General features: G+C 72.3%; 17 protein-coding genes. 5 read left to right on the top strand and 12 right to left on the bottom strand.

The features are described 5' to 3' along the window. Positions 1–721: 721 nt before the first annotated feature. Complete coding sequence (gene leuS, locus CXR44_RS24260; RefSeq protein WP_101788428.1) at positions 722–3,205, top strand: leucine--tRNA ligase; 2,484 nt, start codon at positions 722–724, stop codon at positions 3,203–3,205. A 63-nt stretch (positions 3,206–3,268) separates the two neighbouring features. Here the strand turns inward: leuS and CXR44_RS24265 are convergent, their stop codons facing one another. Further along, complete coding sequence (locus tag CXR44_RS24265; RefSeq protein ID WP_101788429.1) at positions 3,269–4,234, bottom strand: TIGR03557 family F420-dependent LLM class oxidoreductase; 966 nt, start codon at positions 4,232–4,234, stop codon at positions 3,269–3,271. 47 nt (positions 4,235–4,281) lie between these two features. Continuing rightward, positions 4,282–4,701, bottom strand: coding sequence for a hypothetical protein (locus CXR44_RS24270; RefSeq protein WP_101788430.1), 420 nt, complete (start codon positions 4,699–4,701; stop codon positions 4,282–4,284). A 125-nt stretch (positions 4,702–4,826) separates the two neighbouring features. Here CXR44_RS24270 and CXR44_RS24275 point away from each other — a divergent pair, with 125 nt between their 5' ends. Continuing rightward, positions 4,827–7,979, top strand: coding sequence for a S41 family peptidase (locus CXR44_RS24275; protein ID WP_101788431.1), 3,153 nt, complete (start codon positions 4,827–4,829; stop codon positions 7,977–7,979). 95 nt (positions 7,980–8,074) lie between these two features. On the opposite strand, the gene CXR44_RS24285 is transcribed toward CXR44_RS24275, so the two are convergent. The 6 genes from CXR44_RS24285 to CXR44_RS24315 all read right to left on the bottom strand — a co-directional run bounded on the left by CXR44_RS24285 (position 8,075) and on the right by CXR44_RS24315 (position 15,160). Next, entirely contained in the window at positions 8,075–8,308 is a 234-nt protein-coding gene (locus CXR44_RS24285; protein WP_180903676.1) for a YciI family protein, read from the bottom strand. Between the two features lie 90 nt (positions 8,309–8,398). After that, positions 8,399–8,965, bottom strand: coding sequence for a hemerythrin domain-containing protein (locus CXR44_RS24290; protein WP_101788432.1), 567 nt, complete (start codon positions 8,963–8,965; stop codon positions 8,399–8,401). A 157-nt stretch (positions 8,966–9,122) separates the two neighbouring features. Next, positions 9,123–9,458 carry a hypothetical protein gene (locus CXR44_RS24295; RefSeq protein ID WP_101788433.1) on the bottom strand — a complete coding sequence of 112 codons (336 nt, stop codon included), beginning with the start codon at positions 9,456–9,458 and terminating at the stop codon, positions 9,123–9,125. Then, positions 9,455–10,459, bottom strand: coding sequence for a MalY/PatB family protein (locus tag CXR44_RS24300; RefSeq protein WP_101788660.1), 1,005 nt, complete (start codon positions 10,457–10,459; stop codon positions 9,455–9,457). Before CXR44_RS24300 ends, CXR44_RS24295 begins: the two co-directional genes overlap by 4 nt. A 371-nt stretch (positions 10,460–10,830) precedes the next feature. Then, on the bottom strand, positions 10,831–11,538 hold the full coding sequence (gene lexA, locus CXR44_RS24305) for a transcriptional repressor LexA (RefSeq protein ID WP_101788434.1): 708 nt from the start codon (positions 11,536–11,538) through the stop codon (positions 10,831–10,833). A 2,683-nt stretch (positions 11,539–14,221) separates the two neighbouring features. After that, on the bottom strand, positions 14,222–15,160 hold the full coding sequence (locus tag CXR44_RS24315; protein WP_101788436.1) for an alpha/beta fold hydrolase: 939 nt from the start codon (positions 15,158–15,160) through the stop codon (positions 14,222–14,224). Positions 15,161–15,257: 97 nt separating this feature from the next. On the opposite strand from CXR44_RS24315, the gene CXR44_RS24320 reads away from it, so the two are divergent. The 3 genes from CXR44_RS24320 to CXR44_RS24330 all read left to right on the top strand — a co-directional run bounded on the left by CXR44_RS24320 (position 15,258) and on the right by CXR44_RS24330 (position 19,580). Then, positions 15,258–15,905 carry a TetR/AcrR family transcriptional regulator gene (locus CXR44_RS24320; protein ID WP_101788437.1) on the top strand — a complete coding sequence of 216 codons (648 nt, stop codon included), beginning with the start codon at positions 15,258–15,260 and terminating at the stop codon, positions 15,903–15,905. A gap of 403 nt (positions 15,906–16,308) precedes the next feature. Then, on the top strand, positions 16,309–16,764 hold the full coding sequence (nrdR, locus tag CXR44_RS24325) for a transcriptional regulator NrdR (protein ID WP_101788438.1): 456 nt from the start codon (positions 16,309–16,311) through the stop codon (positions 16,762–16,764). Then, complete coding sequence (locus CXR44_RS24330) at positions 16,761–19,580, top strand: vitamin B12-dependent ribonucleotide reductase (protein ID WP_101788439.1); 2,820 nt, start codon at positions 16,761–16,763, stop codon at positions 19,578–19,580. Before nrdR ends, CXR44_RS24330 begins: the two co-directional genes overlap by 4 nt. A 191-nt stretch (positions 19,581–19,771) precedes the next feature. Here the strand turns inward: CXR44_RS24330 and CXR44_RS24335 are convergent, their stop codons facing one another. From CXR44_RS24335 to CXR44_RS24350, 4 genes are all read right to left on the bottom strand, one after another. Continuing rightward, positions 19,772–21,703, bottom strand: coding sequence for a hypothetical protein (locus tag CXR44_RS24335; RefSeq protein ID WP_144070066.1), 1,932 nt, complete (start codon positions 21,701–21,703; stop codon positions 19,772–19,774). 74 nt (positions 21,704–21,777) lie between these two features. Continuing rightward, positions 21,778–22,707 carry an alpha/beta fold hydrolase gene (locus tag CXR44_RS24340; protein WP_101788441.1) on the bottom strand — a complete coding sequence of 310 codons (930 nt, stop codon included), beginning with the start codon at positions 22,705–22,707 and terminating at the stop codon, positions 21,778–21,780. Positions 22,708–22,711: 4 nt separating this feature from the next. Beyond that, positions 22,712–23,128, bottom strand: a complete 417-nt coding sequence (locus CXR44_RS24345; protein ID WP_101788442.1) for a VOC family protein — start codon at positions 23,126–23,128, stop codon at positions 22,712–22,714. Positions 23,129–23,237: 109 nt separating this feature from the next. Further along, positions 23,238–24,194, bottom strand: coding sequence for an AraC-like ligand-binding domain-containing protein (locus tag CXR44_RS24350; RefSeq protein ID WP_101788443.1), 957 nt, complete (start codon positions 24,192–24,194; stop codon positions 23,238–23,240). Between the last annotated feature and the right edge of the window lie 155 nt (positions 24,195–24,349).

Consider the following 24,349-nt stretch of genomic DNA (forward strand, 5'->3'; position numbering starts at 1 on the left):
CGGGCGCCTGCGGCCAGGAGGGGTGCGAGGACGAACCGGACCGGCCGGACGACCGCCCCGAGGACGGCGGCGACGGCTGCCCCGAGGACTCGGGCGAGGACCGGTGCGCGGACTGTGGTGTGGACGAGGCGACCGTGACGTCCGGCCAGGACGGCTGTGCGGGCGGTTCGGGCCACGATGTGGGAACGTCCTGGCGACCGTTCTCGGGCCAGGACGTGGGAACCTCGCGCCGGGGAGCCTCTCGCGGAGGCACCTCGGGCCAGGACGGTGGGGGGTGCGGTGCTCCGGAATGCTCCGTTGCCATGGCTCCCGTACCTCCTGGTGGTGTTATGTCCTCGTTTGGCGCATGGCGCATGATCTCATGGGATTTTCCAGGAGACTCAGCGCGTTCCGCAGCGAAACGAGCGAAGCCGTAGGGATCCGTCGGCGGGTCCTGCAGGGGCAGGCCGGCAACGGATCCGTCGTACTCCGCCCGAGATCTCACGGGGTTGAGGGTAATCTAATGGGACATATGAGGTCACAACGGATAGATCACCATCGGGTATCGCGTGACCTGAAGTGCCTATTGTGCCGCTCCGCCTGCTTCGAGTATCGGCATTCCCTTGAAGAGGTGCGCTAGGCTTGACCTATGCGTGCCGCGACCCTGCTTCTTAGCGGGCCGCGACGGCCCTAGGTCTCGCCGTCGCGGCTGCCCCTCGTCCTGCGCACGAGGGGTTTTCTTATGGGTCCGAGTCGAGCCAGAAGGACAATCGCCGTGAGTGAGTACGATCCGCAGGCGCTGCAGGCCAAGTGGCGGCAGCGATGGGAGGAGCTGGACCCGTTCCGGGCGGGGGAGGACCCCACCGACCCCCGGGAACGGCGCTACATGCTCGACATGTTCCCCTATCCCTCCGGTGACCTCCACATGGGGCACGGCGAGGTCTTCGCGATCGGCGACGTCGTCGCGCGCTACTGGTTCCAGCGCGGCTACAACGTGCTGCACCCCATCGGCTGGGACTCCTTCGGCCTGCCCGCCGAGAACGCCGCCATCAAGCGCAACGCGCACCCGGCCGAGTGGACCTACGCCAACATCGAGACCCAGGCGCACTCCTTCAAGCGCTACGGCATCTCCTTCGACTGGTCGCGCCGCCTGCACACCAGCGACGCCGACTACTACCGGTGGAACCAGTGGCTGTTCAACCGGTTCTTCGAGCGGGGCCTGGCCTACCGCAAGGGCGGCCTGGTCAACTGGTGCCCCAACGACCAGACGGTGCTGGCCAACGAGCAGGTCGTGGCCGGCAGGTGCGAGCGCTGCGGCGCCGACGTCATCCGCCGCGAGCTGACGCAGTGGTACTTCAAGATCACTGACTACGCCCAGCGGCTGCTGGACGACATGAGCCAGCTGGAGGGCGGCTGGCCCGAGCGCGTGCTGACCATGCAGCGCAACTGGATCGGCCGCTCCGAGGGCGCCGACGTGCTGTTCGAGATCGAGGGGCGCGAGGAGCCCGTCCACGTCTACACCACGCGCCCCGACACGCTGTTCGGCGCGACGTTCTTCGTGGTGGCCGTCGACGCCCCGCTGGCCGACGAGATCGTCACCGAGGAGCAGCGCGAGGCGTTCGAGGCCTACCGCGCCGAGGTCGCCAAGCTGAGCGACATCGAGCGGCTGTCCACCGACAAGGAGAAGACCGGCGTCTTCCTGGGCCGCTACGCGATCAACCCGGTCAACGGCGAGCGCATCCCGGTCTGGGCCGCCGACTACGTGCTGTCCGACTACGGCCACGGCGCCATCATGGCGGTGCCCGCGCACGACCAGCGCGACCTCGACTTCGCGCTGAAGTTCGGGCTGCCGGTCAAGGTCGTCGTGCACACCGGCCTGGCCGACCCGGGCGAGACGGGCGAGGCCACACCCGGCGAGGGCACCCTGGTCAACTCCGGGCCGCTCGACGGGCTGACCAAGGTCGAGGCCATCCGCAGGATCATCGAGATCCTGGAGGCCGACGGCAAGGGCACCGCCTCGGTCAACTTCCGGCTGCGCGACTGGCTGCTGTCCCGCCAGCGGTTCTGGGGCACGCCGATCCCGATCATCCACTGCCTCGACTGCGGCGAGGTGCCCGTCCCCGACGACCAGCTGCCCGTCACGCTGCCCGACCTGCGCGGCGAGGCGCTGGCCCCGAAGGGCATCTCCCCGCTGGCCGGCGCGACCGACTGGGTCAACGTCGAGTGCCCCAAGTGCGGCGGTCCCGCCATGCGCGACACCGACACGATGGACACCTTCGTCGACTCGTCCTGGTACTACCTGCGCTACTGCTCGCCCGGCTACACCGACGGCCCGTTCGACGTCGAGCAGGTGCGCAAGTGGGGTCCGATCAACCAGTACGTCGGCGGTGTCGAGCACGCCGTGCTGCATCTGCTGTACTCCCGCTTCTTCACCAAGGTCCTGCACGACATGGGCATGGTCGACTTCACCGAGCCGTTCCTGCGCCTGCTCAACCAGGGCCAGGTGATCAACGGCGGCAAGGCCATGTCCAAGTCCCTGGGCAACGGCGTCGACCTGGGCCAGCAGATCGACGCCTACGGCGTCGACGCGGTCCGGCTGACCATGGTCTTCGCCGGGCCGCCGGAGGACGACATCGACTGGGCCGACGTCTCGCCGGCCGCGTCGCAGAAGTTCCTGGCCCGCGCCTTCCGCGTGATGGACGAGGTGAGCAGCGCGCCGGGCGTCCCGTTCGACGGCGGTGACCTGGAGCTGCGCAAGGTCACCCACCGCACGATCGACGAGGTCACCCGGCTGGTCGAGTCGCACCGCTTCAACGTCGCGGTGGCGCGCATGATGGAGCTGACCTCCGCCGCCCGCAAGGCCATCGACGCCGGACCCGGCGCCGCCGACCCCGCCGTGCGCGAGGCCGCCGAGGCGCTGGCCGTCATGCTCTCGCTGGTCGCCCCCTACACGGCCGAGGAGGGCTGGGAGCGGCTGGGCCACACCGGCTCGGTGGCGCACGCCGGCTGGCCGGTCGCCGACCCCGCCCTGCTGGTGCAGGAGTCGGTCACCTGCGTCGTCCAGGTGGCCGGCAAGGTCCGCGACCGCCTGGAGGTGCCGCCCTCCATCACGGAGGACGACCTGCGAGCCCTGGCCCTCGCCTCGGAGAAGATCAAGCCCTACCTGTCGGGCGAGCCGCGCAAGGTCATCGTGCGGGTGCCCAAGCTGGTCAACATCGTCCCCTGACGACCCGTCGGCCGCGCGGCGCACCCGCACCGCGCGGCCCGCCGTGGGAAGCGTTCCCGGCCGCTACAGCTCGCGCAGCGCCGGCAGCAGCTCCTTGCCCGCCCAGTCGAAGAACGGCTCCTGCCGGTCGTGCCCGATCTGTACGAGCGCGAGGTGGGTGTGGCCCGCCTCGACGTACGCGCGCACCGCCTCCACCACCGCGCCGACGTCGTCGCCGCACGGCACGCTGGAGGCGACGTCCTCCGGCCGGACGGTCTGGGTGGCGGCGGCGAAGTTCACCGGTCCCGGCAGCTCCGCCATGACCTTCCAGCCGGACGTCGCCCACCGCCACAACCGGTGGGCCCGCCGCCTGGCGGCGTCGGCGTCGGTGTCGTACGACACGGCGAGCTGGCCGTACACCGGCTTGCCCGAGCCGCCCTCGGCGCGGAACCGCTCGACCGCCTCGGGCGCCGGCTCGTTGGAGATCAGCAGATCGCCGTACTCCGCCGCGACGCGCACCGACTGCGGACCGGAGGCGGCCACGCCGATCGGGACCGGCTCCTCCGGCAGGTCCCACAGCTTGGCCGAGTCGAGGTCGAAGAACTCGCCCTGGTAGGTGACGTAGTCGCCCTCGAACAGCTCTCGGATGATCTGCAGCGCCTCCCGGAACATCCGGTGCCGGGTGTCCGCGGGCGGCCAGCCCTCGCCGATGACGTGCTCGTTCAGGTTCTCGCCCGCGCCGAGGCCGAGCGTGAACCGCCCGCCGCTCAGCACGCCCATGGTGGCGGCCTTCTGCGCGACGACGGCCGGGTGGTAGCGCATGGTCGGGCAGGTGACGTACGTCATCAGCGGCAGCCGCTCGGTGGCCTGCGCCACCGCGCCGAGCACGGACCACGCGTACGCGGAGTGCCCCTGCTCCTCCAGCCACGGGAAGTAGTGATCGGAGATGACCGCGAAGTCGAAGCCGGTCCGCTCGGCCGTGACGGCGTCCTCGACGAGCTGACGCACCGGCGTCTGCTCACACATCAAGGTGTATCCGATTTGTACCATGATGGGCGGCTACCCGGCAGAGGTCCGGACTAGCGTGGCGAGGCCGCTCAGCGGTGGAGCAGCTCGTCCAGCACCAGGCCGAGCCCGATGCCGAGCAGCCAGACGTCCTTGGCCAGGCCGAGCCCCTGCTGCGACGGTCGCAGGCTGCCCTCCTCCCGCATGCCCGGCGTCTTGAGGTACAGGCCGAGCAGCCCGCCCGCGAACCCGGTCAGCGCGGCGCCGACCGGCAGCGACGGCACCGCCGGGACGAGGAGCGCCACCCCCAGCGCGATCTCGGCTTTCGACAGCAGCCGGGTGAAGGCCTCGGGCTCCAGTTTCCGCAGGAACGGGTACGTGCCGGCGGCCATGCCGTGCACGCCCTGCGCGGTCTCCCGGTCGGCCGTGGTCTTGGACAGCCCCGAGCTCAGGAAGAAGGCGCCGGCGGCCACGCGCGGTGGCATCTGGTGCGCCTGGGCGAACATCCTCATGATCCCTCGCAGTGTGCTCTGGTGAGCTTTCACCCCTGCCCAGGCGCCCCGTGCCCATCCCCGGCCGTCCCCCAGGGCAGGACAAATTTATGCCCGGTCACGATCGACGGCATTAGTGTTCACCTGTGACTACTGGCGCATACCTGAGATATCCGCATCTGCACGGTGATCTGGTCACCTTCGTCGCCGACGACGACGTCTGGCTGGCCCCGCTGTCGGGAGGCAGGGCTTGGCGGTTCACCGCCGACCGCGTCCCCGTGTCGTACCCGAGATTCTCACCCGACGGCGCCCGCCTGGCGTGGACCAGTCACCGCGAGGGGGCGCCGGAGGTGTTCGCCGCCGAGGTCGACGGTCCCGAAGGCGATCGGCTCACCCACTGGGGCAACGCGATGACGGGGACCCGAGGGTGGACCGCCGACGGCGACGTGCTGGCGGTCACCTCCTTCGGCCAGGGCGGGCGCAGCCGGATGTGGGCGTACGCGGTCCCGCTCGACGGAGGACCGGCCGCGCGCCTGCCGTACGGCTGGGTCAGCGAGGCCGCGACCAGCGGCGACAAGGTCGCGACCGTCTCCGCCGTGTGGCGCGAGCCGTCGCAGTGGAAGCGCTACCGGGGCGGCACGGCCGGCAAGATCTGGGTGGACGCCGAGGGGGACGGCGCGTTCACCCGGCTGTTCGCCGACAACGCGGCGCAGCACTGGTCCGTCATGTGGGTGGGGGAGCGGCTGGCGTTCCTCGCCGACACCGACGGCGCAGGGAACGTCTACTCGTCCCTGCCCGACGGCTCCGACCTGCGGCGGCACACCTCTCACGACGCGTTCTACGCCCGCCACGCCTCGACCGACGGACGGCGGGTGGTCTACAGCCACGCCGGCGACCTGTGGCTGCTCGACGGCCTGGACGCCGAGCCGTACAAGCTGGACATCACGCTCAGCGGCCCGCGGCCGGCCCGCGCCCGGCGTCCGGCGCCGGCCCGCGTCGGCGGCTTCTCGCCGGACGCGACCGGACGGGCGAGCGCGGTCGAGATCCGCGGGACCGCCCACTGGGTGACCCACCGTGACGGGCCCGCCGGCACGCTGCGGGCCCAGCCGGGTGTCCGCGTACGGCTCCCGCGCGTGCTCGGCGGCGACGGGCAGGCCGTCTGGGTGTCCGACGCCTCCGGCGAGGACGGGCTGGAGATCGGCACGCCCGGCGGAGAGATCCGCACCCTGGCCGCCGGCGAACTGGGCCGGGTGCTGGACCTGGCCGCGGCGCCCGACGCCAAGCACGTGGCCGTGGCCACCCACGACGGGCGGCTGCTGCTCGTCGACGTCGAGTCCGGGCAGAGCAGGGAGCTCGACCGGACCGCGCACGGCGACATCAGCGGGCTGACGTTCTCCCCGGACTCCGCCTGGCTGGCCTGGGTGCACCCGCACCAGATGCCGCTGTCGCAGATCAGGATGGGCCGCGTCGACGGCACGTCGGTCATCGACGTGACTCCGGTGCGCTTCTCCGACTACGACCCCGTCTTCACCCGGGACGGCAGGCATCTGGCGTTCCTGTCGGTGCGGACGTTCGACCCGGTGTACGACGCGCACGTGTTCGACCTGGCCTTCCCCTCGGGGTGCCGGCCGTACCTGGTGCCCCTGCAGGCGACGACGCCCTCCCCCTTCGACCCGAGCCTGCAGGGCCGCGGCTTCAACGGCGAGGATGACAAGCCCAGCAAGGACGACAAGCCGGGCAAGGATGACGCGCCGCCGCGGACGGAGGTCGACCCGGACGGGCTCGCCTCCCGCGTCGTGCCGGTGCCCGTGCCCGCCGGCCGCTACGACAACCTGCGCACCGCCAAGGACGCGCTGCTCTGGCTGCGGCTCCCGCTGACCGGCCAGCTCGGCGACGGCACCGAGAGCACGGGCGAGGTCGTGCTCGAACGCTACGACCTCAAGAAGCGCAGCAAGGTCGAGCTCGGCACGGAACTGCGGGCGTTCGAGGTGAGCGGCGACGGCACCCGGCTCGTCCTCAACGGCAAGAACGGCCTGCAGACGCGTTCGGCCGGCGAGAGCGAGGAGGTCGTGACCGTCGACCTCGACCGGGTGTCGGTCCAGCTCGACCCGGTCGCCGAATGGCGGCAGGGCTACCTGGAGGCCGGCCGTCTCATGCGCGACCACTTCTGGCGGGCCGACATGAACGGCGTCGACTGGCAGGGCGCGCTCGACCGCTACCTGCCTCTGGTGGACCGGATCGGCGCCTACTCCGAGCTGATCGACCTGCTCTGGGAGGTGCAGGGCGAGCTGGGCACCTCCCACGCCTACGCCCGTCCCAGCGGTGTGCCGGCCGACCCGCGCCGCCGCCAGGGCCTCCTCGGCGCCGACTTGGCCCGCGACGACGACGGCACGTGGCGGGTGACGCGCATCCTGCCGGGCGAGACGTCCGACCACGACGCCCGCTCGCCGCTCCTCGCGCCCGGCGTCGCCGTACGCGAGGGCGACGCGATCATCGCGGTCGGCGGGCGGCCCGTCGACCCCGTCCGGGGCCCGCTCCCGCTGCTGGCCGGCACCGCCGGGCGGCCCACCGAGATCACGGTACGGCCCGCCTCCGGCGGCGACCCGCGCCGCGTCGTCGTCACCCCCATCGACGACGAGACGACGCTGCGCTACCACGACTGGGTGGAGGGCCGCCGGGCGTTCGTCCGGGAGGCGTCGGGCGGCCGCCTCGGCTACCTGCACGTGCCCGACATGGTGGCCTCCGGCTGGGCGCAGTTCCACCGCGACCTGCGGACCGAGATGGCCCGCGAAGGGCTCGTCGTGGACGTCCGCGAGAACGGCGGAGGTCACACCTCGGAGCTGGTCCTGGAGAAGCTGTCGCGCCGGGTCACCGGCTGGGCGCACGCCCGCGGCTACGAGCCTACCCGCTACCCCGACGACTCTCCGCGCGGACCCATCGTGGCGGTCACCGACGAGTTCGCCGGGTCGGACGGCGACATTGTCAGCGCCGGCATCAAGAACCGCGCCCTCGGCCCGCTCGTCGGCACCCGGACGTGGGGCGGCGTGATCGGCATCGACTCGCGCTACTCGCTGGTGGACGGCACGGTCGTGACCCAGCCCCGCTACTCGTTCTGGCTGGAGGGGCCGGGGTGGGGCGTGGAGAACCACGGCGTGGACCCGGACGTGGAGGTCGTCGTCACGCCGCAGGACCGGGTGGCCGGGCGTGACCCGCAGCTGGAGAAGGCGGTCGAGCTGGCGCTGGCCGCCCTGGCGGAACGCCCGGCGGCGACCCCGCCCGCCCTGCCCCCACTCCCGTAACGCCCGGGGTCGGTGAGCCCCGGCCGGCTCCCGCAGCCTGCGCCGCTCGACGGACCGGCGGCGCAGCACGTCGGTGGCGCGGTCGCGGGCCACGGTCATGAGCCGGCCGCCCGGGTTGGCCGGCACGCCGTCCCCGGGCCACCGCGCCCGTCGGAGACGAGAAGCTCGCCGTCGCGGACACGGATCGTGGTCGTCGCGGACGTCGGCGCCAGCGCGTCACCGTCCAGCCGCCGGCCTCGGGCGTCGTTGTCGGCCACCCACGTCTCGACGTCGTCCGTCAGGTCGGTGTCCGGTTCGCTGTCGGTGCGGACGAACATCATGTACTTCACGCTTCGCTCCTCGGTGTCGAGCTCTCACCAGCATGACGAACACGTCCCCCCGACCCGGACACCCGAGGAGTGAAGAACCCGGACGGCCCGTCAGTCGCGGCCCCGGCCCGTCAGCGCGTCACGGATGCGGTCCACCAGACCGGTGCCGGGCCCGAGAAGCTTGTTGCCGGGCGGAGTGTCGGGCGCTGACGGGTGCGGCCGGGTCGGCGCCATCTTCTTCGCCCGCTGCACCTTGGCGCCCAGCTCGGTGAGCTCCTCCGCGGAGGAGGCGGCCCGCAGCCGCGGGAAGAGGTCGTTCTCCTCGTCCTGGATGTGATGGCGGATCTGCCGCATCAGCGACTCCATCGTGGGCCAGAAGTCGGCGTCGCCCGGCTCCAGGGCCTCCAGCCGCTTCATGGTCTCCTCGGCCTCGGCGTGCTCGGCGATCTCGTGATCGGCTTCCTTGTCCCCGCCGGGCACGCGCTCGCGGACCGCGGGATACAGATACTGCTCCTCGGCCACCGAGTGGCGGACCAGCTCGATGACGACCTGCTCCGCCAGGGTCTTGGGCCGCTCACCGATGGCGCCGACCATGGTCTCCAGCTCGGAGAACATCTGCTCGACCTCACGGTGGTCGGTCATCAGGACCTCGATCACGTCCTGCTGCTGCTCAGCCATGTCCCATCCCTTCCTCGGCCGATGCCGGGCCCCGTCGCCGGGGTACGGCCTGTCGGCATCTGCTTTCCGCACAGGAAGGGTGAAAACCAGGACACCACCTGCGGCAGGCCGCCCCGGCCGATCCGCCCGCCACACCACCGCCCCCCGAGCCGCCAACTCACCCAGCCACCCACCGACCGCGCACCCCACTCCGCCGCCCGTGACGTCCGGCGTCGTGACGTCCGGCGTCGTGACGTCCGGCGTCGTGATGCGCGGTGTCGTGATGCGCGGTGTCGTGATGCGCGGTGTCGTGATGCGCGGTGTCGTGATGCGCGGTGTCGTGATGCGCGGTGTCGTGATGCGCGGTGTCGTGATGCGCGACCTCGAGACGTACGGTGTCGTGACGCGCGATCACGTGACGCGCGATCTCGTGACGGGCGGCGTCCTGACGCGGGTTCTTGCGACGGGCGGCGTCGTGGCGTGCGGTCTTGGGAGGCGCGGTGTCGCGGCTCACGGCCAGAGGCGGTCCAGGATCTCGGTGAGGATCTCTTCGGTGGTCGCGAAGTTGAGCCGTACGTGGTGCTCCCCGCCGGGACCGAAGGCGGCACCGTCGCTCAGCAGGACCTTGGCCTCCCGCTCCAGCACCTCGGCCATCCCCGGCCTGCCGTAGTCGAGCCAGGCCAGATAGGTCGCCTGCGGCATCCGGTAGCGGACCGTCGCCGGCACCCGGGCGGCGATCATCTTGCGGTTGCGGTCGAGCAGGGCTCTGGTCTCTTCCAGCCAGGCGTCGCCGTGCCGCCAGGCAGCGACGGTCGCCTCCACGCCGAACAGGTTGGCCGAGCCGAACACGAACGGTGGCTGCGCGTCGAGCGCCTTCCGCAGCGCCGGCATGCCGACGTGGGCGACCGAGCACCGGATGCCGCCCAGGTTGAACGCCTTCGTGGCGGAGGTGAGCGTGACCGTCCGCTCGGGCAGGAGGGTCGCGAACGGGATGTGCTCGTGCGGCGCGTACGTCAGGTCGGCGTGGATCTCGTCGGCGATCACCAGCAGGTCGTGCCGCTCGGCGTGTTCGGCCAGCTCTTCGAGCTCCTGCCGGGTGAGCACGCGACCCGTGGGGTTGTGCGGGTTGACCAGCAGCAGCACGCGGCACCCCGACAGGTCGGGCACCTCGAACCGCCACGAGTCGCCGTCGGGGCGGAACTGGACGGGCCGCAGCGGGCGTTCCATGACCTCCAGCGTGGTCAGGAACGGATGATAGGTGGGGGTGTGGACCGCCACGCCGTCGCCGGGCCGTGTCCAGACGTGCAGGAGCACCTGGAGTGCCTGGTTGACGTCGGTGTAGGCGCGCACGTCCTCCGGCGCGGGCCGCCAGCCGTAGCGGGTGGCCATGCGTTCGGCGAACGCCTCGGCCAGGGGACCGCCCTGAGGGGCGTCGAGCCAGTTCGGATAGCCGAGGTCACCTTCGGCCCGGCGCCTGAGCGCATCTATGACCGCGGGTGCGGTGGGCAGGTCCATGTCGGCCACCCAGGCCGGGATCACCCCGAGGCCGGGTTTGGCCCACTTCAATCCGTCGCGACTGGCTTTGAGGCTATCTAGGTGCTTGGCGTCGATCACAACTTCAGTCTAGATACGTCCCTTTCTCCCGCTCTTGGCCGCGGGTGACGGTGGCACGAGCGGTGAAACGACGCGGATCGTCAAGCGGTGCACGCCCGGCTTGGCGGTGGGTGAGCCGGGCACCACCGGGCGTCAGCCGTACCGGACGGACGGGCGACCGCCTCGCGCGAGCGAAGCGGGCGCCTCCAGAACGCGGTCAGCCGGCGACGCGGTGCCCCCACGGCCGGTTGCCCGGGCGCACGCGACGACCGGCCGGTGGGGTGACCGGTGGGTCAGAGGCGTCGCAGCACCGCCACCACCTTGCCGAGGACGCTGGCCTCGTCGCCGGGGATCGGTTCGTAGTTGGGGTTGTGCGGGACCAGCCAGACGTGACCGTCCTTGCGCTTGAACGTCTTGACGGTGGCCTCGCCGTCGATCATGGCGGCCACGATGTCGCCGCTCTCCGCGACCGGCTGCTGGCGGACGACGACCCAGTCGCCGTCGGCGATGGCGGCCTCGATCATCGAGTCGCCGGTGACCTGCAGGAGGAAGAGTGTGCCTTCGCCGACGAGCTGCTTGGGCAGGGCGAAGACGTCCTCGACGCTCTCCTCGGCGAGGATCGGGCCACCGGCGGCGATCCGGCCGACGAGCGGCACGTAGGCGGCCGTGGGCCGGTTGACCGTGGACTCCTCGTTGGCGGCGTCGGGGTCGACCCAGAGCACGGGCTCGCCGGGCAGGCGCACCTCCAGGGCGCGCGGCCGGTGCGGGTCGCGGCGCAGGTAGCCCTTGCGCTGCAAGGCCGTCAACTGGTGCGACACGCTGGACGTGCTCGTCAGCTGCACCGCCTCACCGATCTCGCGCATGGACGGCGGATATCCGCGCTGCTGGACCGAGTCGCGGATCACCTCGAGAATCTTGCGCTGCCTGGGCGTCAGACCCAGGGAGTCGCGCCGGCGCACCGCGAGGTCGGTGACCCCGTTCGCGTCATCTCGCTCGCTCATGCTCTCCTCCTAGCCCGCCGGGTCGCCGCAACCGGCGCACCTCCCGGTCCGTGGTCTTCATGTCGCACACAGCGACCGTATCTCTGTTGAAGATCATCTTCAAACAATTGTTCGAGTCTTCCTCGAAATTGTCGCCAGTGTGGTGTACAACATCGTACGGGAGTTCGATCGACACCGTGTTCGATTTGCTGATCATTATCGGGGCTTTTTCTCGGGCTGCGACGGTGTGGGAGGTCAATCGTGCGAAAGGCCCCAGCCACTGACCCGACCGACGACGACATCGGGCGGCGAGCCCGGTTCCCGGCGCTGGCCAGCGCCGTTCCGGTCCCGCGAGGGCCGGGTCCGAAACACGGGCGCACCATGCGCCGGGTTGTTCGTGTGACGAGTCCGCCCGACACGACGTTCGCGGGTGGATGTGATGTCGAGGCGTGATGCGACGTTCTCTGCGAGTTGCGGCGTTCTGTATGAGTTGCGGCCATTGGGCGGGTGGCCGGGTCCGGCGGGAGGCGGGTGTTTCGCGGCCTTAAGTCATTTTCCTGGACAAGCTGCTCGCCTGCCCGGCCCTCGACGGTGCGAGGGTGCGACTGACGTCCGTACGTGACGCCGTTCCGGCCCGGTGCGGCCGGAAGGACGGGGGGTGAGCGCGGCCGACGCGGGATGGGTTTTCGGGCGGGCCATTTCGAGGGGTGGGGTTCAGATGCGGGAGGACAGGCCGCGGCGCGGCGGCATGTCATCGGACGGGGCCAGGTTGCCGAAAAGGGGAGCCGGTCTCTCGCGGAGACAGGGCCGGACGGCCGGTCTCGAGGCGAACGGGCGGCCAGGGAGTCGGCGTGGTGCCGTGGAGGACGTGCGCGGTGCCTCGCGAGCTTCCGGGCCTGATGGTGGCTCGCCCGTGCGTGGCCCGCAGGCCGGCACGGCCCAGCACTCTGCCGGTGCGCCAGCGGGCGGGGGCCGCGCCACGGCAGGTCGGCGGCCATGGCTCTGGCTCGTGCCGCCGCCGCGGGGCGGGGCGGACTCCGACGACTTCCGACCCGGCGTCTCCAGCGGTTCTCCCCGGCCGGGTTCGGGCCTGCGGGAGCCGGACGGGCGGGGTGCGGAGTCCCGGGAGGCTGCCGGGTGGGGCGGCGACTCTGGGGAGGTGGCCGGGTGGAGCGGGGAGTCTCTGGAAGCTGCCGGATGTGGTGGGAGCGTGGACGTCGTGCCGTCGGCTCCAAGGTCGGGAGGTGCGGCACCGACGGTCGGTGAGGCGCGGTCCTTCACCGGCTCCGGTCAGCAGGGGCGGGGGGCCGTGCCACGGGGGGAGCAGGTGAGCGACAGAGTGCCGCCCGTCCGCGGGGTGCGAGCGGTCGCCCGGCAGGAACACCGTGAACGTCCTGCCGTGACGCCGGCGCGAAGGAGTGGGGATGCCGGATCGCCAGGGCGGCGGAGCGGAGGGACGCCGGGGCGGGGGAGTGGGGATGCCGGGACGCCGGGGAGCGGGGGTGCCGGGACGCCGGGGAGCGGGGATGCCGGGACGCCGGGGAGCGGGGATGCCGGGACGCCGGGGCAGCGGGGTGTGAGCCCTGTCCCGCCTGGCTGGAAGGGGCGGACGGATGGTTCGCCGGCCCGGGGGGTGCCGGGCACCGGGCGCGAGGCTGGGCAGGAGCCGCAGCGCGGGAGCGGTCGTGGCAGGGCGGTCGAGGCCGGGTGGCCGGAGGAGGAGAGTCGCGTCCGTGAGGCGGCTGCTCGCGGGGGCCGCGCCGTCCCTCCCCGTGGCGAAGTGCGGCCGGGTGAGGGGAGAGAGCCGGTCCAGGCGGCGGAGGCCGTGGAGTCCGGTGGCGGTGACGGACGGGGTGGGAGGCGCAGGCACCTCTCCGTGGTGCCGGGTGGCGGAGGTGGTGCCGTCGCGCGGAGGACGGGTGCCGGGTCGCCCGCGGGGATGCGGCGTGGTCTGCGTACGTCGCCGGGAGGACAGCTGCGCGGGCGGGAGGTTTTGACCGGGGGGCAGCGTGGTGAGCAGGCGGTGTCGCCTGGAAGGCGGCGCCGCACGGTGCCGCCGCGAGGGCGGCGGGGGCCGGCGGGGCCGGCCGGAGGGTTGCCCGGCGGGCGGGCGGTGCCCGGAAGGGTGCGTGGGAGGGACGTACCGCCACCCGTGCGCCTGACGCGGCGGGGACGTGCGGCGGTGATGCTCTGCATGCTGTTGCTGTCGCTCGGCGGGTTCTGGCTGGGCACGAGGGCCGCCGGTCATGCGGACGTCCGTCCCGCGACGGGGCCGACAGCGGTCGAGCCGGGGCATCGCGCCGAGCGGACGCCGTTCGCGCCGGTGAGCCGGGTTCCTGAGGCGCGTTCTCACGTGGCCTGAGACCCGGGTACGGGGTGGAGGTTCGGCGCAGGACGTCGTGGTCGCTCCCATGTCCGTTTCGGGGCTCCGGCCGGGTGCGGCGGCGTCAGAGGCGCGGCCGGGCGGGCGCACGGCCCGCACCGGCCCGCGCCTCCAAGACGTTCGGCGGTGTAGGTGCTGGGTGACCCGGTGGCGCACACCTGCAGGGCGCGCGGGCGGTGAAGGCCTTCGGTGTCGTCGGGCGGCGCAAGCCTGCGGGCTGGTTGGGCAGCGCAAGCCTGGGGGTCGGGGCGGGTGGTGCAAGCCTGCGGGGTGGTTCGGTGGCGGGCCTTGGAGGAGGGGCGGGGCGTGTTCGCCTCGGGGTCACTCCTGGAGGGCCGTGTGGCTGAGCACCTCCTCCGACAGCCGCTGGTCCAGGGCCGACGGCAGGGTGTGGCCCATGCCTTCGATGACGACCAGCCGGGCACCGGGGATGGCGGCGGCGGTGGCCTCGCCGTGTGCCGGAGGGAACATCGGGTCCTCCGTGCCGTGCAGGACCAGGGCGGGCGCGGTGACGGCGGCCAGGTCGCCGGCGCGGTCGGAGTCGGAGGCCCCGGCGAGTGAGTGGTTGAGGGCGGCCTGCGGGTCGCGCGCCCGCTCGTACGCCCGTCTCTCCATCGCGCGGTACTCGTCCGGGAGGAAGGGGAGCACCTCGCCGTGCAGGACGCGCCACAGTGGCAGCCGGGCGGTGAGGTACTCCTCCACGCTCGCTCCGGGGGAGGGGAGGGACGTGGTGAGGACTGTGAGCAGTTCGGAGGTGGGCGGAGGGAGGTGGCCGGGCAGCGGCGGCAGGTCCGCGAGGGCACGCTGGACGGCCCCGGCCGTGTCCGTGCCCAGGGGCGTGGAGGAGATGCTGGTCAGGGTGCGTACGCGGCGCGGGTCGGTGACGGCGAGCCGCTGGGCGATGATGCCGCCCAGGGACACGCCGACCAGGTGGGCCTCGGCGACGCCGAACGCGTCCAGGACGTGGAGCGCGTCGGAGGCCAGGTCGGCGACGGCGTAGGGGTGGGCGGCGAAGTCGACGGTGGAGGAGAGCCCGGTGTCGCGGTGGTCGTAGCGGATGACGCGGCGGCCACCGGCGGTCAGACGCCGGACGAAGCCGTCGTTCCACTGGATGCCCTGCGCCCCGGCGCCCATCACCAGGAGCACGGCCGGGTGCTCCGGGTCGCCGAACTCCTCCGCCCACAGGTGGAGATCGCCTGCGACGCGTACGGTGCGCTCGCGGCCATGGAGGGGGACGTCTGCACGAGTATTTTCCTGCATGGTCGTTCAAGATAATGGGGGCGGGGAGCTCGCCGCCATCGCTTTACGGGGAGCGCCGAGTTGGAGGTCCCGGGTCCCGCCGGGCACTCTGATCCTCATGGCGGGAGTCAAGGGGCAGGTGCAGAAGCGGGGGGTGGAGCGACGTCGGGCCATGGTCGACGCCGCGATCACGTTGTTCGCCCGTCAGGGTGTGCGGGGGACCGGAGTCGCCGCCGTCGCCGAGCGTGCCGGGGTCACCCCGTCCGCGCTCATCCACCACTTCGGCAGCAAGGACGGGCTCGTCCGGGCCGTGCTGGAGGAGGCCGACCGGCGCGCTCTCGAACGGCTGGAGGCCACGCCCGACGCCGAGCCGACGCTGAGCCAGGCGTTCGACTGGTTCGTCCGGGACGCGCTGCACACCGCCGCCGCCGAACGCGAGCTGGCCGCCCTGCGCACCACGCTCGTCGCCGAGAACCTGGAGCCCGGCTCCCTGCTCCACGCCTGGTTCCGGGACCGGGGGCGGGCGCTGCGTGACCGGCTGACCGACCTGTTCGCCCGTGCCGCGGCCGACGGTTCGGCGCGCGCCGACCTCGACCCGGCGACGCTGGCCGCGGAGACGGCCGCGTTCCTGGAGGGGGTGCACCTGCTGTGGCTGCTGGACCCCGACCGGGTGGACCTCGTCGCCGTGCACCGCGGCTACTTCCAGGGGCTGGCCGCCCGGCTGGATCCTGGGGGCGACGCGGTGCCGGGGCACCCCGCCGGTTGAGGCGCGCGCCGCCGGCCGGGCGCCTGGGGCGGCAGTGGCCCCAGCTGGTGTGGTGGTGGCGCGCCGCCCCGGTTCGGATGGTGCCGCGATGCGGTGGTGTGCTCGGGAACGGGCGGGTCAGGATGCCTCGGAAGGGGGTGGAAGGCGCATCCCGGGGCGACACGCCGGGATCTCGGGGCGGTGGCCGCACTGATCAGCGACTTTCTCGGGGAGGGTCCGGCCAACTTGCGTTCATGGTCGCTCGCTTCTACGGTTGGACCACAACATCTAGTAGTTACACCGATGTAGTTCACCACACCTTGTGTTTCCGTGACCGCCCCATGGGGAGCCTTGGGGCGTGCGCAAGCGTCCCGTGACGGGGGATTCGCGTCTGTGGTGACCGCCGGCCAAGGAGGCGAAACGCGTGCATTGTCCGTTCTGTCGCCATCCTGACACCAGGGTCATCGACAGCCGCTCGACGGACGACGGCGCCGCCATCCGGCGTCGCCGCACCTGCCCCGAATGCGGCCGCAGGTTCACCACCCAGGAGACCGTACTCCTCATGGTGAGCAAGCGCAGCGGCGTGACGGAGCCGTTCTCGCGGGACAAGGTGGTCGCAGGCGTGCGCCGGGCCTGTCAGGGCAGGCCGGTCGGTGAGGACTCACTGGCCCAGCTCGGCCAGCGGGTCGAGGAGGCCATCCGGGCCAAGGGCGCGGCGGAGATCCCCTCCAACGAGGTGGGGCTGGCGATCCTCGGGCCGTTGCGGGAGCTGGACGAGGTCGCCTACCTGCGGTTCGCATCGGTATATCGCGGTTTCGAGAGCCTGGCGGACTTCGAGGCCGAGATCGAACAGTTGAAGGCGGAGAAGGGGGAGTCATGACGGAGACGACCAGCGGTTCGGTCGCGCGCGGTGGCAGTGGAGGCAAGCGCCCGCGCAAGGGGCTGAAGATGAAGCGGATCTTCACCAAGCCCGGTGTGCACCCGTATGACGAGATCACATGGGAGCGCCGCGACGTCGTCATGACCAACTGGCGCGACGGCTCGGTCAACTTCGAGCAGCGGGGCGTCGAGTTCCCCGAGTTCTGGTCGGTGAACGCGGCCAACATCGTGACGACCAAGTACTTCCGCGGCGCGGTCGGCACGCCGCAGCGTGAGTGGAGCCTGAAGCAGCTGGTCGACCGGGTCGTCGGCGTCTACACCCGTACGGCCGTCGAACACGGCTACTTCGCGGGCGACGAGGACGCCGAGATCTTCGACCATGAGCTGAAGTACGCCCTGGTGCACCAGATCTTCGCCTTCAACTCGCCGGTCTGGTTCAACGTGGGCACCCAGTCGCCGCAGCAGGTCAGCGCCTGCTTCATCCTCTCGGTGGACGACCAGATGGAGTCGATCCTCGAGTGGTACAAGGAAGAGGGTGTGATCTTCAAGGGCGGGTCGGGCTCCGGCGTCAACCTGTCGCGCATCCGCTCGTCCAAGGAGCTCCTGTCCAGCGGCGGCACGGCCAGCGGCCCGGTGTCGTTCATGCGCGGCGCCGACGCCAGCGCGGGCACCATCAAGTCCGGTGGCGCCACCCGCAGGGCCGCCAAGATGGTCGTGCTCGACGTCGACCACCCCGACATCGAGGAGTTCATCGAGACCAAGGCGCGCGAGGAGGACAAGGTCCGCGCGCTGCGCGACGCCGGGTTCGACATGGACCTGGGCGGCAAGGACATCGTCTCGGTGCAGTACCAGAACGCCAACAACTCGGTCCGCGTCTCCGACGAGTTCATGCGCGCGGTCGAGAAGGGCGAACGGTTCGGCCTGCGTGCCCGCCTCACCGGCGAGGTGATCGAGACGGTGGACGCGCGCGACCTGTTCCGCAAGATGGCCAAGGCGGCCTGGGAGTGCGCCGACCCGGGTGTCCAGTACGACGACACGATCAACGACTGGCACACCACGCCGGAGACCGGCCGGATCACCGCCAGCAACCCGTGCTCCGAGTACGTGCACCTCGACAACTCCTCCTGCAACCTGGCCAGCATCAACCTGCTGAAGTTCCTGAAGGACGACAACACCTTCGACATCGCGAACTTCGTCAAGCTCACCGAGCTGATCATCACCGCGATGGACGTGTCGATCACGTTCGCCGACTTCCCGACGGAGAAGATCGGCGAGACGACCCGCGCCTACCGGCAGCTCGGCATCGGCTACGCCAACCTGGGCGCGCTGCTCATGGCCACCGGCCACGCCTACGACTCCGACGGCGGCCGGGCCGTGGCCGGTGCCATCACCTCGCTGATGACCGGCGTGTCCTACCGGCGCAGCGCCGAGCTGGCCGGGGCGGTCGGCCCGTACGACGGCTACGCCCGCAACGCCGAGCCGCACAAGCGGGTCATGCGCAAGCACGCGGCGGCCAACGACAACCTGCGCACCATCGGCTCGATGGACACCAAGATCCACAACGAGGCGTCGCGCCAGTGGTCGGAGTGCCTCAAGCTGGGCGAGAAGAACGGCTACCGCAACGCGCAGGCGTCGCTGCTCGCTCCGACGGGCACCATCGGCCTGATGATGGACTGCGACACCACCGGCATCGAGCCCGACCTGGCGCTGGTCAAGTTCAAGAAGCTCGTGGGCGGCGGCTCGATGCAGATCGTCAACCAGACCATCCCGCGCGCGCTCAAGCAGCTCGGCTACCAGCAGGAGCAGATCGAGGCCATCGTCGAGTACATCGCCGAGCACGGCCACGTCGTCGACGCGCCGGGGCTGCGCCAGGAGCACTACGAGGTGTTCGACTGCGCCATGGGCGAGCGGGCCATCGCCCCGATGGGCCACGTGCGCATGATGGCCGCCACCCAGCCGTTCCTGTCGGGCGCCATCTCCAAGACCGTCAACCTGCCCGAGTCGGCCACGATCGACGACATCGAGCAGGTCTACATGGAGGGCTGGCGTCTCGGCCTGAAGGCGCTGGCCGTCTACCGCGACAACTGCAAGGTCGGCCAGCCGCTGTCGGCCGGCGGCAAGAAGGACGAGCCCAAGGACGCCAAGCCGGCCGAGCCCGAGGTCAAGGTCATCGAGGTCAACCGCCCGACCCGGCGCCGGATGCCCAACCAGCGCCCGAGCACGACCACCCGGTTCACGGTCGGCGGCGCCAAGGGCTACATGACGGCCTCCTCCTACCCCGACGACGGGCTGGGCGAGGTCTTCCTGAAGATGTCCAAGCAGGGCTCGACGCTCGCGGGCGTCATGGACGCCTTCTCGGTGGCGATCTCCATCGGCCTCCAGTACGGGGTGCCGCTGGAGACGTACATGAGCAAGTTCGTCAACATGCGCTTCGAGCCGGCCGGGATGACCGACGACCCGGACATCCGGATGGCCACCTCGGTGATGGACTACATCTTCCGGCGGCTGGCGCTCGACCACCTGCCGTACGAGGAGCGGGCCGCCCTCGGCATCTTCTCGGCGGCCGAGCGCGCGGCGCAGCAGCGCGGCGAGGACCCGGCCGCCCTGCAGGAGACCGTTGACCGGGAGGCGCTCGCACAGTCGGCGCCGATCGAGGAGAAGCCCGAGCCGCAGCGCGCGGCCAAGGAGCTGACGCTGGAGAGCCACCAGCGCTTCACGGCCGACGCGCCGCTCTGCATGACGTGCGGCACGAAGATGCGCCCGGCCGGCAGCTGCTACGTCTGCGAGGGCTGCGGCTCGACCAGCGGCTGCAGCTAGCCCCGCGACGCCCGGCCTGACCGGCCGGGCGTGACCACGCCCGCCGGCGAGGGGGATCCGGACCATGGTTCCGGGTCCCCCTCGCCGCTGTCGCGTGACTCCTGGCTCTCAGAGTGGGCCGGCATCCTGCCAGCCGGCTTCCGCGGGCCCAGGATGACGCGCGGTGCATGCCTGATGCGGAGAGTCGGCCGCTAGAGGAGGGCGGCGGCCGCCCCGGTGCTCGCGACGATGTCGAGGTGGCCCCAGCGGATGGGCCAGGAGAAGCGGCGGTCCACGGTCCACGCGAGGACGGCGTCCAGCTCGTCCAGGCGGTCCCCGTCGGCGATCACCAGCGCCGCGGCGGGGCCGACGGCGGGGTCGGCGATGGCGCACCACGTGGAGTCCGCCAGCGGGAAAGCCTGCGCCCGGAACATCCCGCGCAGGCTCGCGAACTCGTCGTCGAGCACGCTCCGCCCGCTGTCGAAGGAGCGGCCGAACGTGAAGTCGCCCAGGACGGCACCGGAGAAGGCGGCGACGAAGCGGAGCGTCCGCGCGCCGATCAGCGCGAGCACGCCGTCAGCGCCCCACAGCACCGCCTGCGTTCCCTCGGGCGTCCCGAGGGAGCCGACCCTGGCCGGTACGTCGCCCAGCGACCACACCTCCACCCGCCCGTCGGCCGTCAGGCACGCGCCGAACTCCCCCGCCGGCTCCCAGGCCCACGGGCGCTGCTGGCCGTCGTAGAAGTACTCGCCGATGCGCTTTGTGCTGGTGATGGGCAGGTGGTACTCGTGGTAGCCGTGCTCGTCGTACACGTCGACGCCGCCGCCGTCCTTCACCACGACAGCCAGCCGGGCCCCAGCCCCGCGCATGCCCCAGTGCAGCGACCCTTCGGCCTGGTCCGCAGAGTCGCCCACCGGCAGCCCGGTGCCGGCGTCGAACACCGTCAGCCGGGACGGGCGTCCCGGCCGCAGCGCCGCGGCACGCCGGTCGTCCGGGCTCCATTCGACGGGGCCGATGGTGAGCGCCAGCCAGCGCATCCGTCCGTCCGGGAGATCCAGCACGGCGGCCCAGGGGCCGTCATGACCGAGCAGCCGCCCGCCGTCACGGGCCCAGCGCACCCGGCGGAAGGCGAACTCGTCGTTCTTGAGCTGTTCCTTCGCCTCGTCCGGCAGCGGCTCGGTCAGCATGCCGGGCTCGGGGCCCACGTTGTGGAGGCGGTAGTGGTCGTAGCGGACCTCGCCCTGGTCCAGCGCCGCGACGCAGCCCATCACCTCGTGCTCGCTGCCCATCGTGACATAGGCGCGCCGGCCGTCCGGGGCCAGGGCGAAGGTGGCCGCGGAGTCCTTCCCGTCCGTCACGTCCGCGGACCCGTACGGGTTGGTACGCGCGCCGAACGGGTCCCACACGCCCACGCTGTTCGTGCGGCACGCCAGCGCCACCCGCGTGCCGTCCGCCGACCACTGCACCGTGTCCCGGTGACCGGGCCAGCCGACGCCGTGCGGGATGTCGATCCCGTTGACGAGACGCCCTGTGGCCATCTCCCAGACCTGCAGGGGGCCGGTCCCGTCGTAGTCGTCCTGCGAGGTGCCCCGGCCCGTGGCGAGGTAACGGCCGCATGGGCTGAGCGCGTAGTCCTGGAAGTCACCGCCGAACGTGGTGTAGGGGTGGCGGAGCCGCGCACCGCGCTCGCGCAGGCGCGCGGTGGCCAGCCGGTGCGCCTCGGTGACACCGTGCCGTTCTTCGACGGTGGCCAGCAGGGCGCGGAGCGGCGGCAGATCCCGTTCCGGTTCGAACGCCGACCAGTCGGCGTCCTGCAGCAGAGCGAGCAGTGCCTCCGGGTCGTCCCGCACCGCTTCCAGGGCGGTGTGCCCAGGGAAGGCGCGGGAGGCGCCGGCCCGCCTTCGCCGGACGGCCAGCAGCGCCAGCAGCTCCTCCGCCGCCAGCACCGGCACGCCCAGCCGCTCCGCCTCCAGGACGCGCTCGTTCGGATAGGTGCCGTCGTCCCCGTCGAACACGGCGTCCACCGAACGCGACACCTCATCCACCACCTCCGCCCCGGCGCCCTGAAGCCGCATCTTCAGCCTCGCGGCCGACTCGGTGCGGTACCTGCCCGCCAGGACCACGGTTCTGCCTTGAAGATCCATAGCTGGGAAGGATATGGAGACCTGGCCGACGGGTGAAGGGCCGGCCGAGCTCGGCGGACCTTGACCGGTTGCGACTAGCCGGCGACGAAGAACTCCAGGAGTTCCGGCGCCAGCGACCGGGCCGCCACGGCGTGGGGCTGGCCGTCGAGGACGCGATGGGTCGCATCGGGCACCGCGGCGGCGACCGCCCGGCCCGCGTCGCGCATCCATCGTGGGCTGTCCGCGCCGTTCAGCACGAGGGTGGGCAGGCTGATGGCGGCGAGCAGCTCCGTGGGCAGGGCGTTGCCCGGACCCATGATCGCGGCTTCGTAGGCGAGCGTGTGGGCGAGCGCCTCCAGCCCGGGCCAGGAGGGGCCGGCGCGCATGGCGGTCACCGCGTCGGCCGGAACCTCGGCGGCCGCCACCATGAACAGCTCGACCGCGTCCCCGCGCCGGCCCCGCCGCACCAGGCCCTCCAGCGTCGCCGCGAAGCCGGCGGGCAGGCTCGGCGCGCAGGCGCCGACGTGGTACGGGGGCTCCCACAGGGCGAGCTTGGCGACGGCCGGGTCCCGCGCGGCGGCGGCCAGCGCCAGCGCGGCACCGGACGACCCGCCGAAGAGCATCACAGGCCCGCCGGGGGGCGCCTCCGCTCTGCCGGGGGGCGCCTCCGGTCTGCCGGGGGGCGCCTCCGGTCCGCCGGGCGGCTCACGCCCCGGCGGGCCCGGCGATGCCCGCGGGGTCACCGGGTCGCCCGCGGCCGCCAGGGCGACGACAGCCGCGAGGTCCTCGATCTCCCGCTCGGCGGTGTGGGGCGGGGTGTCGCCACTGCCGCCCCGGCCGCGACGGTCGTAGTTGTAGACCGTGAACCACGGCGACAGCGCGACCGCCACCTCCCGCAGGGTCGGGTGGTCCCTGCCGGTGAACGCGCCGTGCACGAGCACCAGGGGCGGCCCGGCGCCGGACCGGTGGAAGGCGATGCGGGTGCCGTCGGCCGAGGTCACCTCCCCGGCCACGAGGGTGTCCATGACGTCAGCTCGCCGGGGGCACCAGGCACAGGGCCGACCACTGGTGGCCGTCGGGGTCGGCGAAGCCGCGCTGGTAGCGCATGCCGTCGTTCAGCGGCTCGCCCACGGGCGTGGCGCCGGCGGCGAGGGCCTGGTCGGCCAGCTCGTCCACCTCCTGCGGGCTGTCGAGGCCCAGGACGAGGATCACCTCGGTGCTCTTGCCCGGGTCGGCGACCTCCGCCCGCGCGTACGAGGCGAACGTCGGCTGGGCGAGCAGCATGACCTGGGTCCGCTCGCTGATGACCACGGAGGCCATGTCGTCGGTCGCCCCGTAGAACGGGAACCCGAGCGCGGTGAAGAACGCCTTGGACCTGGCGAGGTCGGACACCGGCAGGTTGACGAACAGCGTGGCGGACCGGGGGGCGGGCTGGGTGTCGGCCATCGGGTGGCTCCTCTTCCGGAGTGGGGGATGCGTACCCCTTCAGTGTGCTGACCGGCGCCCCGCCGGGCTTGTCGTCCCGTGCCGCCCGCTTGACGATCCGCGCCAGGCGTCAGAGCCGGGCGCGGCGGTACTCGACGGGCGGCATCCCGTACGCCTGTCGGAACACGCGGCTGAAGTGGGCCGCATCGGGCAGGCCCCAGCGCGCGCCGACGCCGCCCACGGGCAGGTCACGCAGGGCGGGGTCGGCGAGGTCGCGGCGGCAGCGCTCCAGGCGGCGGTGCCGGATCCAGGCTGCCACGGTGCTGCCGCGCGCCTCGAACAGCCGGTGGAGCTGGCGCGGCGAGACGTGGCAGGCGGCCGCGACGGTGCGGGGGCTGAGCTCGGGGTCGGAGAGGTTCGCCTCGATGAAGGCGTCCACGCGTAAGGACAGCGTCCGCGTCCGCGACTCCTCGGGCAGGGCGCCGGACCGCTCGGCCCGCTCGGCTATGACGGTGGCGAGCAGGTCCATGACGACGGTGGACAGCCGGGCGGCGCTGCCGGGCGAGTAGGTGTCGAGGTCGAGGGTCACCCGGCGCAGCAGCGGCGCGGCCAGCGCGGCGGTGCCGTCGTCCGTGGCGATCGGCTCCGCGGTGAGGCGGGCGACGGACTCGTACGGCAGCGGCAGCGCCTCGCGGGGCAGGCTGAACACCGCGAGGTCCACGCCGGCGGTGTAGCCGAGCTGGTAGGGCCGGGCGAAGTCGTAGAGGGTGAACTCGCCGGGACGCAGCCGGGTGGACCGGCCGTCCTGCTCGACCACGGGTCCGCCGGCCAGCGCCAGCACCATCCGGTAGAGCTCGCCGCCGCCCCGGCGGATCAGGCCGGGGGTGCGGTGGACGCTGTGCGGCGTGGAGGTGCGCACCCTGCCGACGCCGACAGGTCCGAGCAGCCCCGCGTCGATCTCGCCGCGCAGCGGCGCGTCGGGGTCGATGCGGATGTCGAGCGGGCCGAGCGTGTCGCACACGATGCCCCGCCAGGCCTCGTGGCGCCCGGCGGGCGGCACGTCGTCGGTGCGGATCAGGACGGCCATCTCGTCGCCCTCCGGTCGGCTGGTTGCCCGCCATCGTAGCCCCGCCCCCCACCCCCCCCTACCCCGCGCTGGCCTGCCTCGGGCTGCTGGCCGGGCTGTACCCGGCGCTGCGCGCCGCCCGCATGGAGCCCGGTCGAGGCGTTGCGCTGAGAGCC

It is taken from the genome of Nonomuraea indica (genome assembly GCF_002850745.1).
Lineage (GTDB): Bacteria > Actinomycetota > Actinomycetes > Streptosporangiales > Streptosporangiaceae > Nonomuraea > Nonomuraea indica.

Coding starts and splice junctions, on each gene's coding strand:
- leuS (WP_101788428.1), top strand. CDS start 722: ATGGGTCCGAGTCGAGCCAGAAGGACAATCGCCGTGAGTGAGTACGAT.
- CXR44_RS24265 (WP_101788429.1), bottom strand. CDS start 4,234: ATGGTACAAATCGGATACACCTTGATGTGTGAGCAGACGCCGGTGCGT.
- CXR44_RS24270 (WP_101788430.1), bottom strand. CDS start 4,701: ATGAGGATGTTCGCCCAGGCGCACCAGATGCCACCGCGCGTGGCCGCC.
- CXR44_RS24290 (WP_101788432.1), bottom strand. CDS start 8,965: ATGGCTGAGCAGCAGCAGGACGTGATCGAGGTCCTGATGACCGACCAC.
- CXR44_RS24300 (WP_101788660.1), bottom strand. CDS start 10,459: ATGGACCTGCCCACCGCACCCGCGGTCATAGATGCGCTCAGGCGCCGG.
- lexA (WP_101788434.1), bottom strand. CDS start 11,538: ATGAGCGAGCGAGATGACGCGAACGGGGTCACCGACCTCGCGGTGCGC.
- CXR44_RS24315 (WP_101788436.1), bottom strand. CDS start 15,160: ATGCAGGAAAATACTCGTGCAGACGTCCCCCTCCATGGCCGCGAGCGC.
- CXR44_RS24320 (WP_101788437.1), top strand. CDS start 15,258: ATGGCGGGAGTCAAGGGGCAGGTGCAGAAGCGGGGGGTGGAGCGACGT.
- CXR44_RS24330 (WP_101788439.1), top strand. CDS start 16,761: ATGACGGAGACGACCAGCGGTTCGGTCGCGCGCGGTGGCAGTGGAGGC.
- CXR44_RS24335 (WP_144070066.1), bottom strand. CDS start 21,703: ATGGATCTTCAAGGCAGAACCGTGGTCCTGGCGGGCAGGTACCGCACC.
- CXR44_RS24340 (WP_101788441.1), bottom strand. CDS start 22,707: ATGGACACCCTCGTGGCCGGGGAGGTGACCTCGGCCGACGGCACCCGC.
- CXR44_RS24345 (WP_101788442.1), bottom strand. CDS start 23,128: ATGGCCGACACCCAGCCCGCCCCCCGGTCCGCCACGCTGTTCGTCAAC.
- CXR44_RS24350 (WP_101788443.1), bottom strand. CDS start 24,194: ATGGCCGTCCTGATCCGCACCGACGACGTGCCGCCCGCCGGGCGCCAC.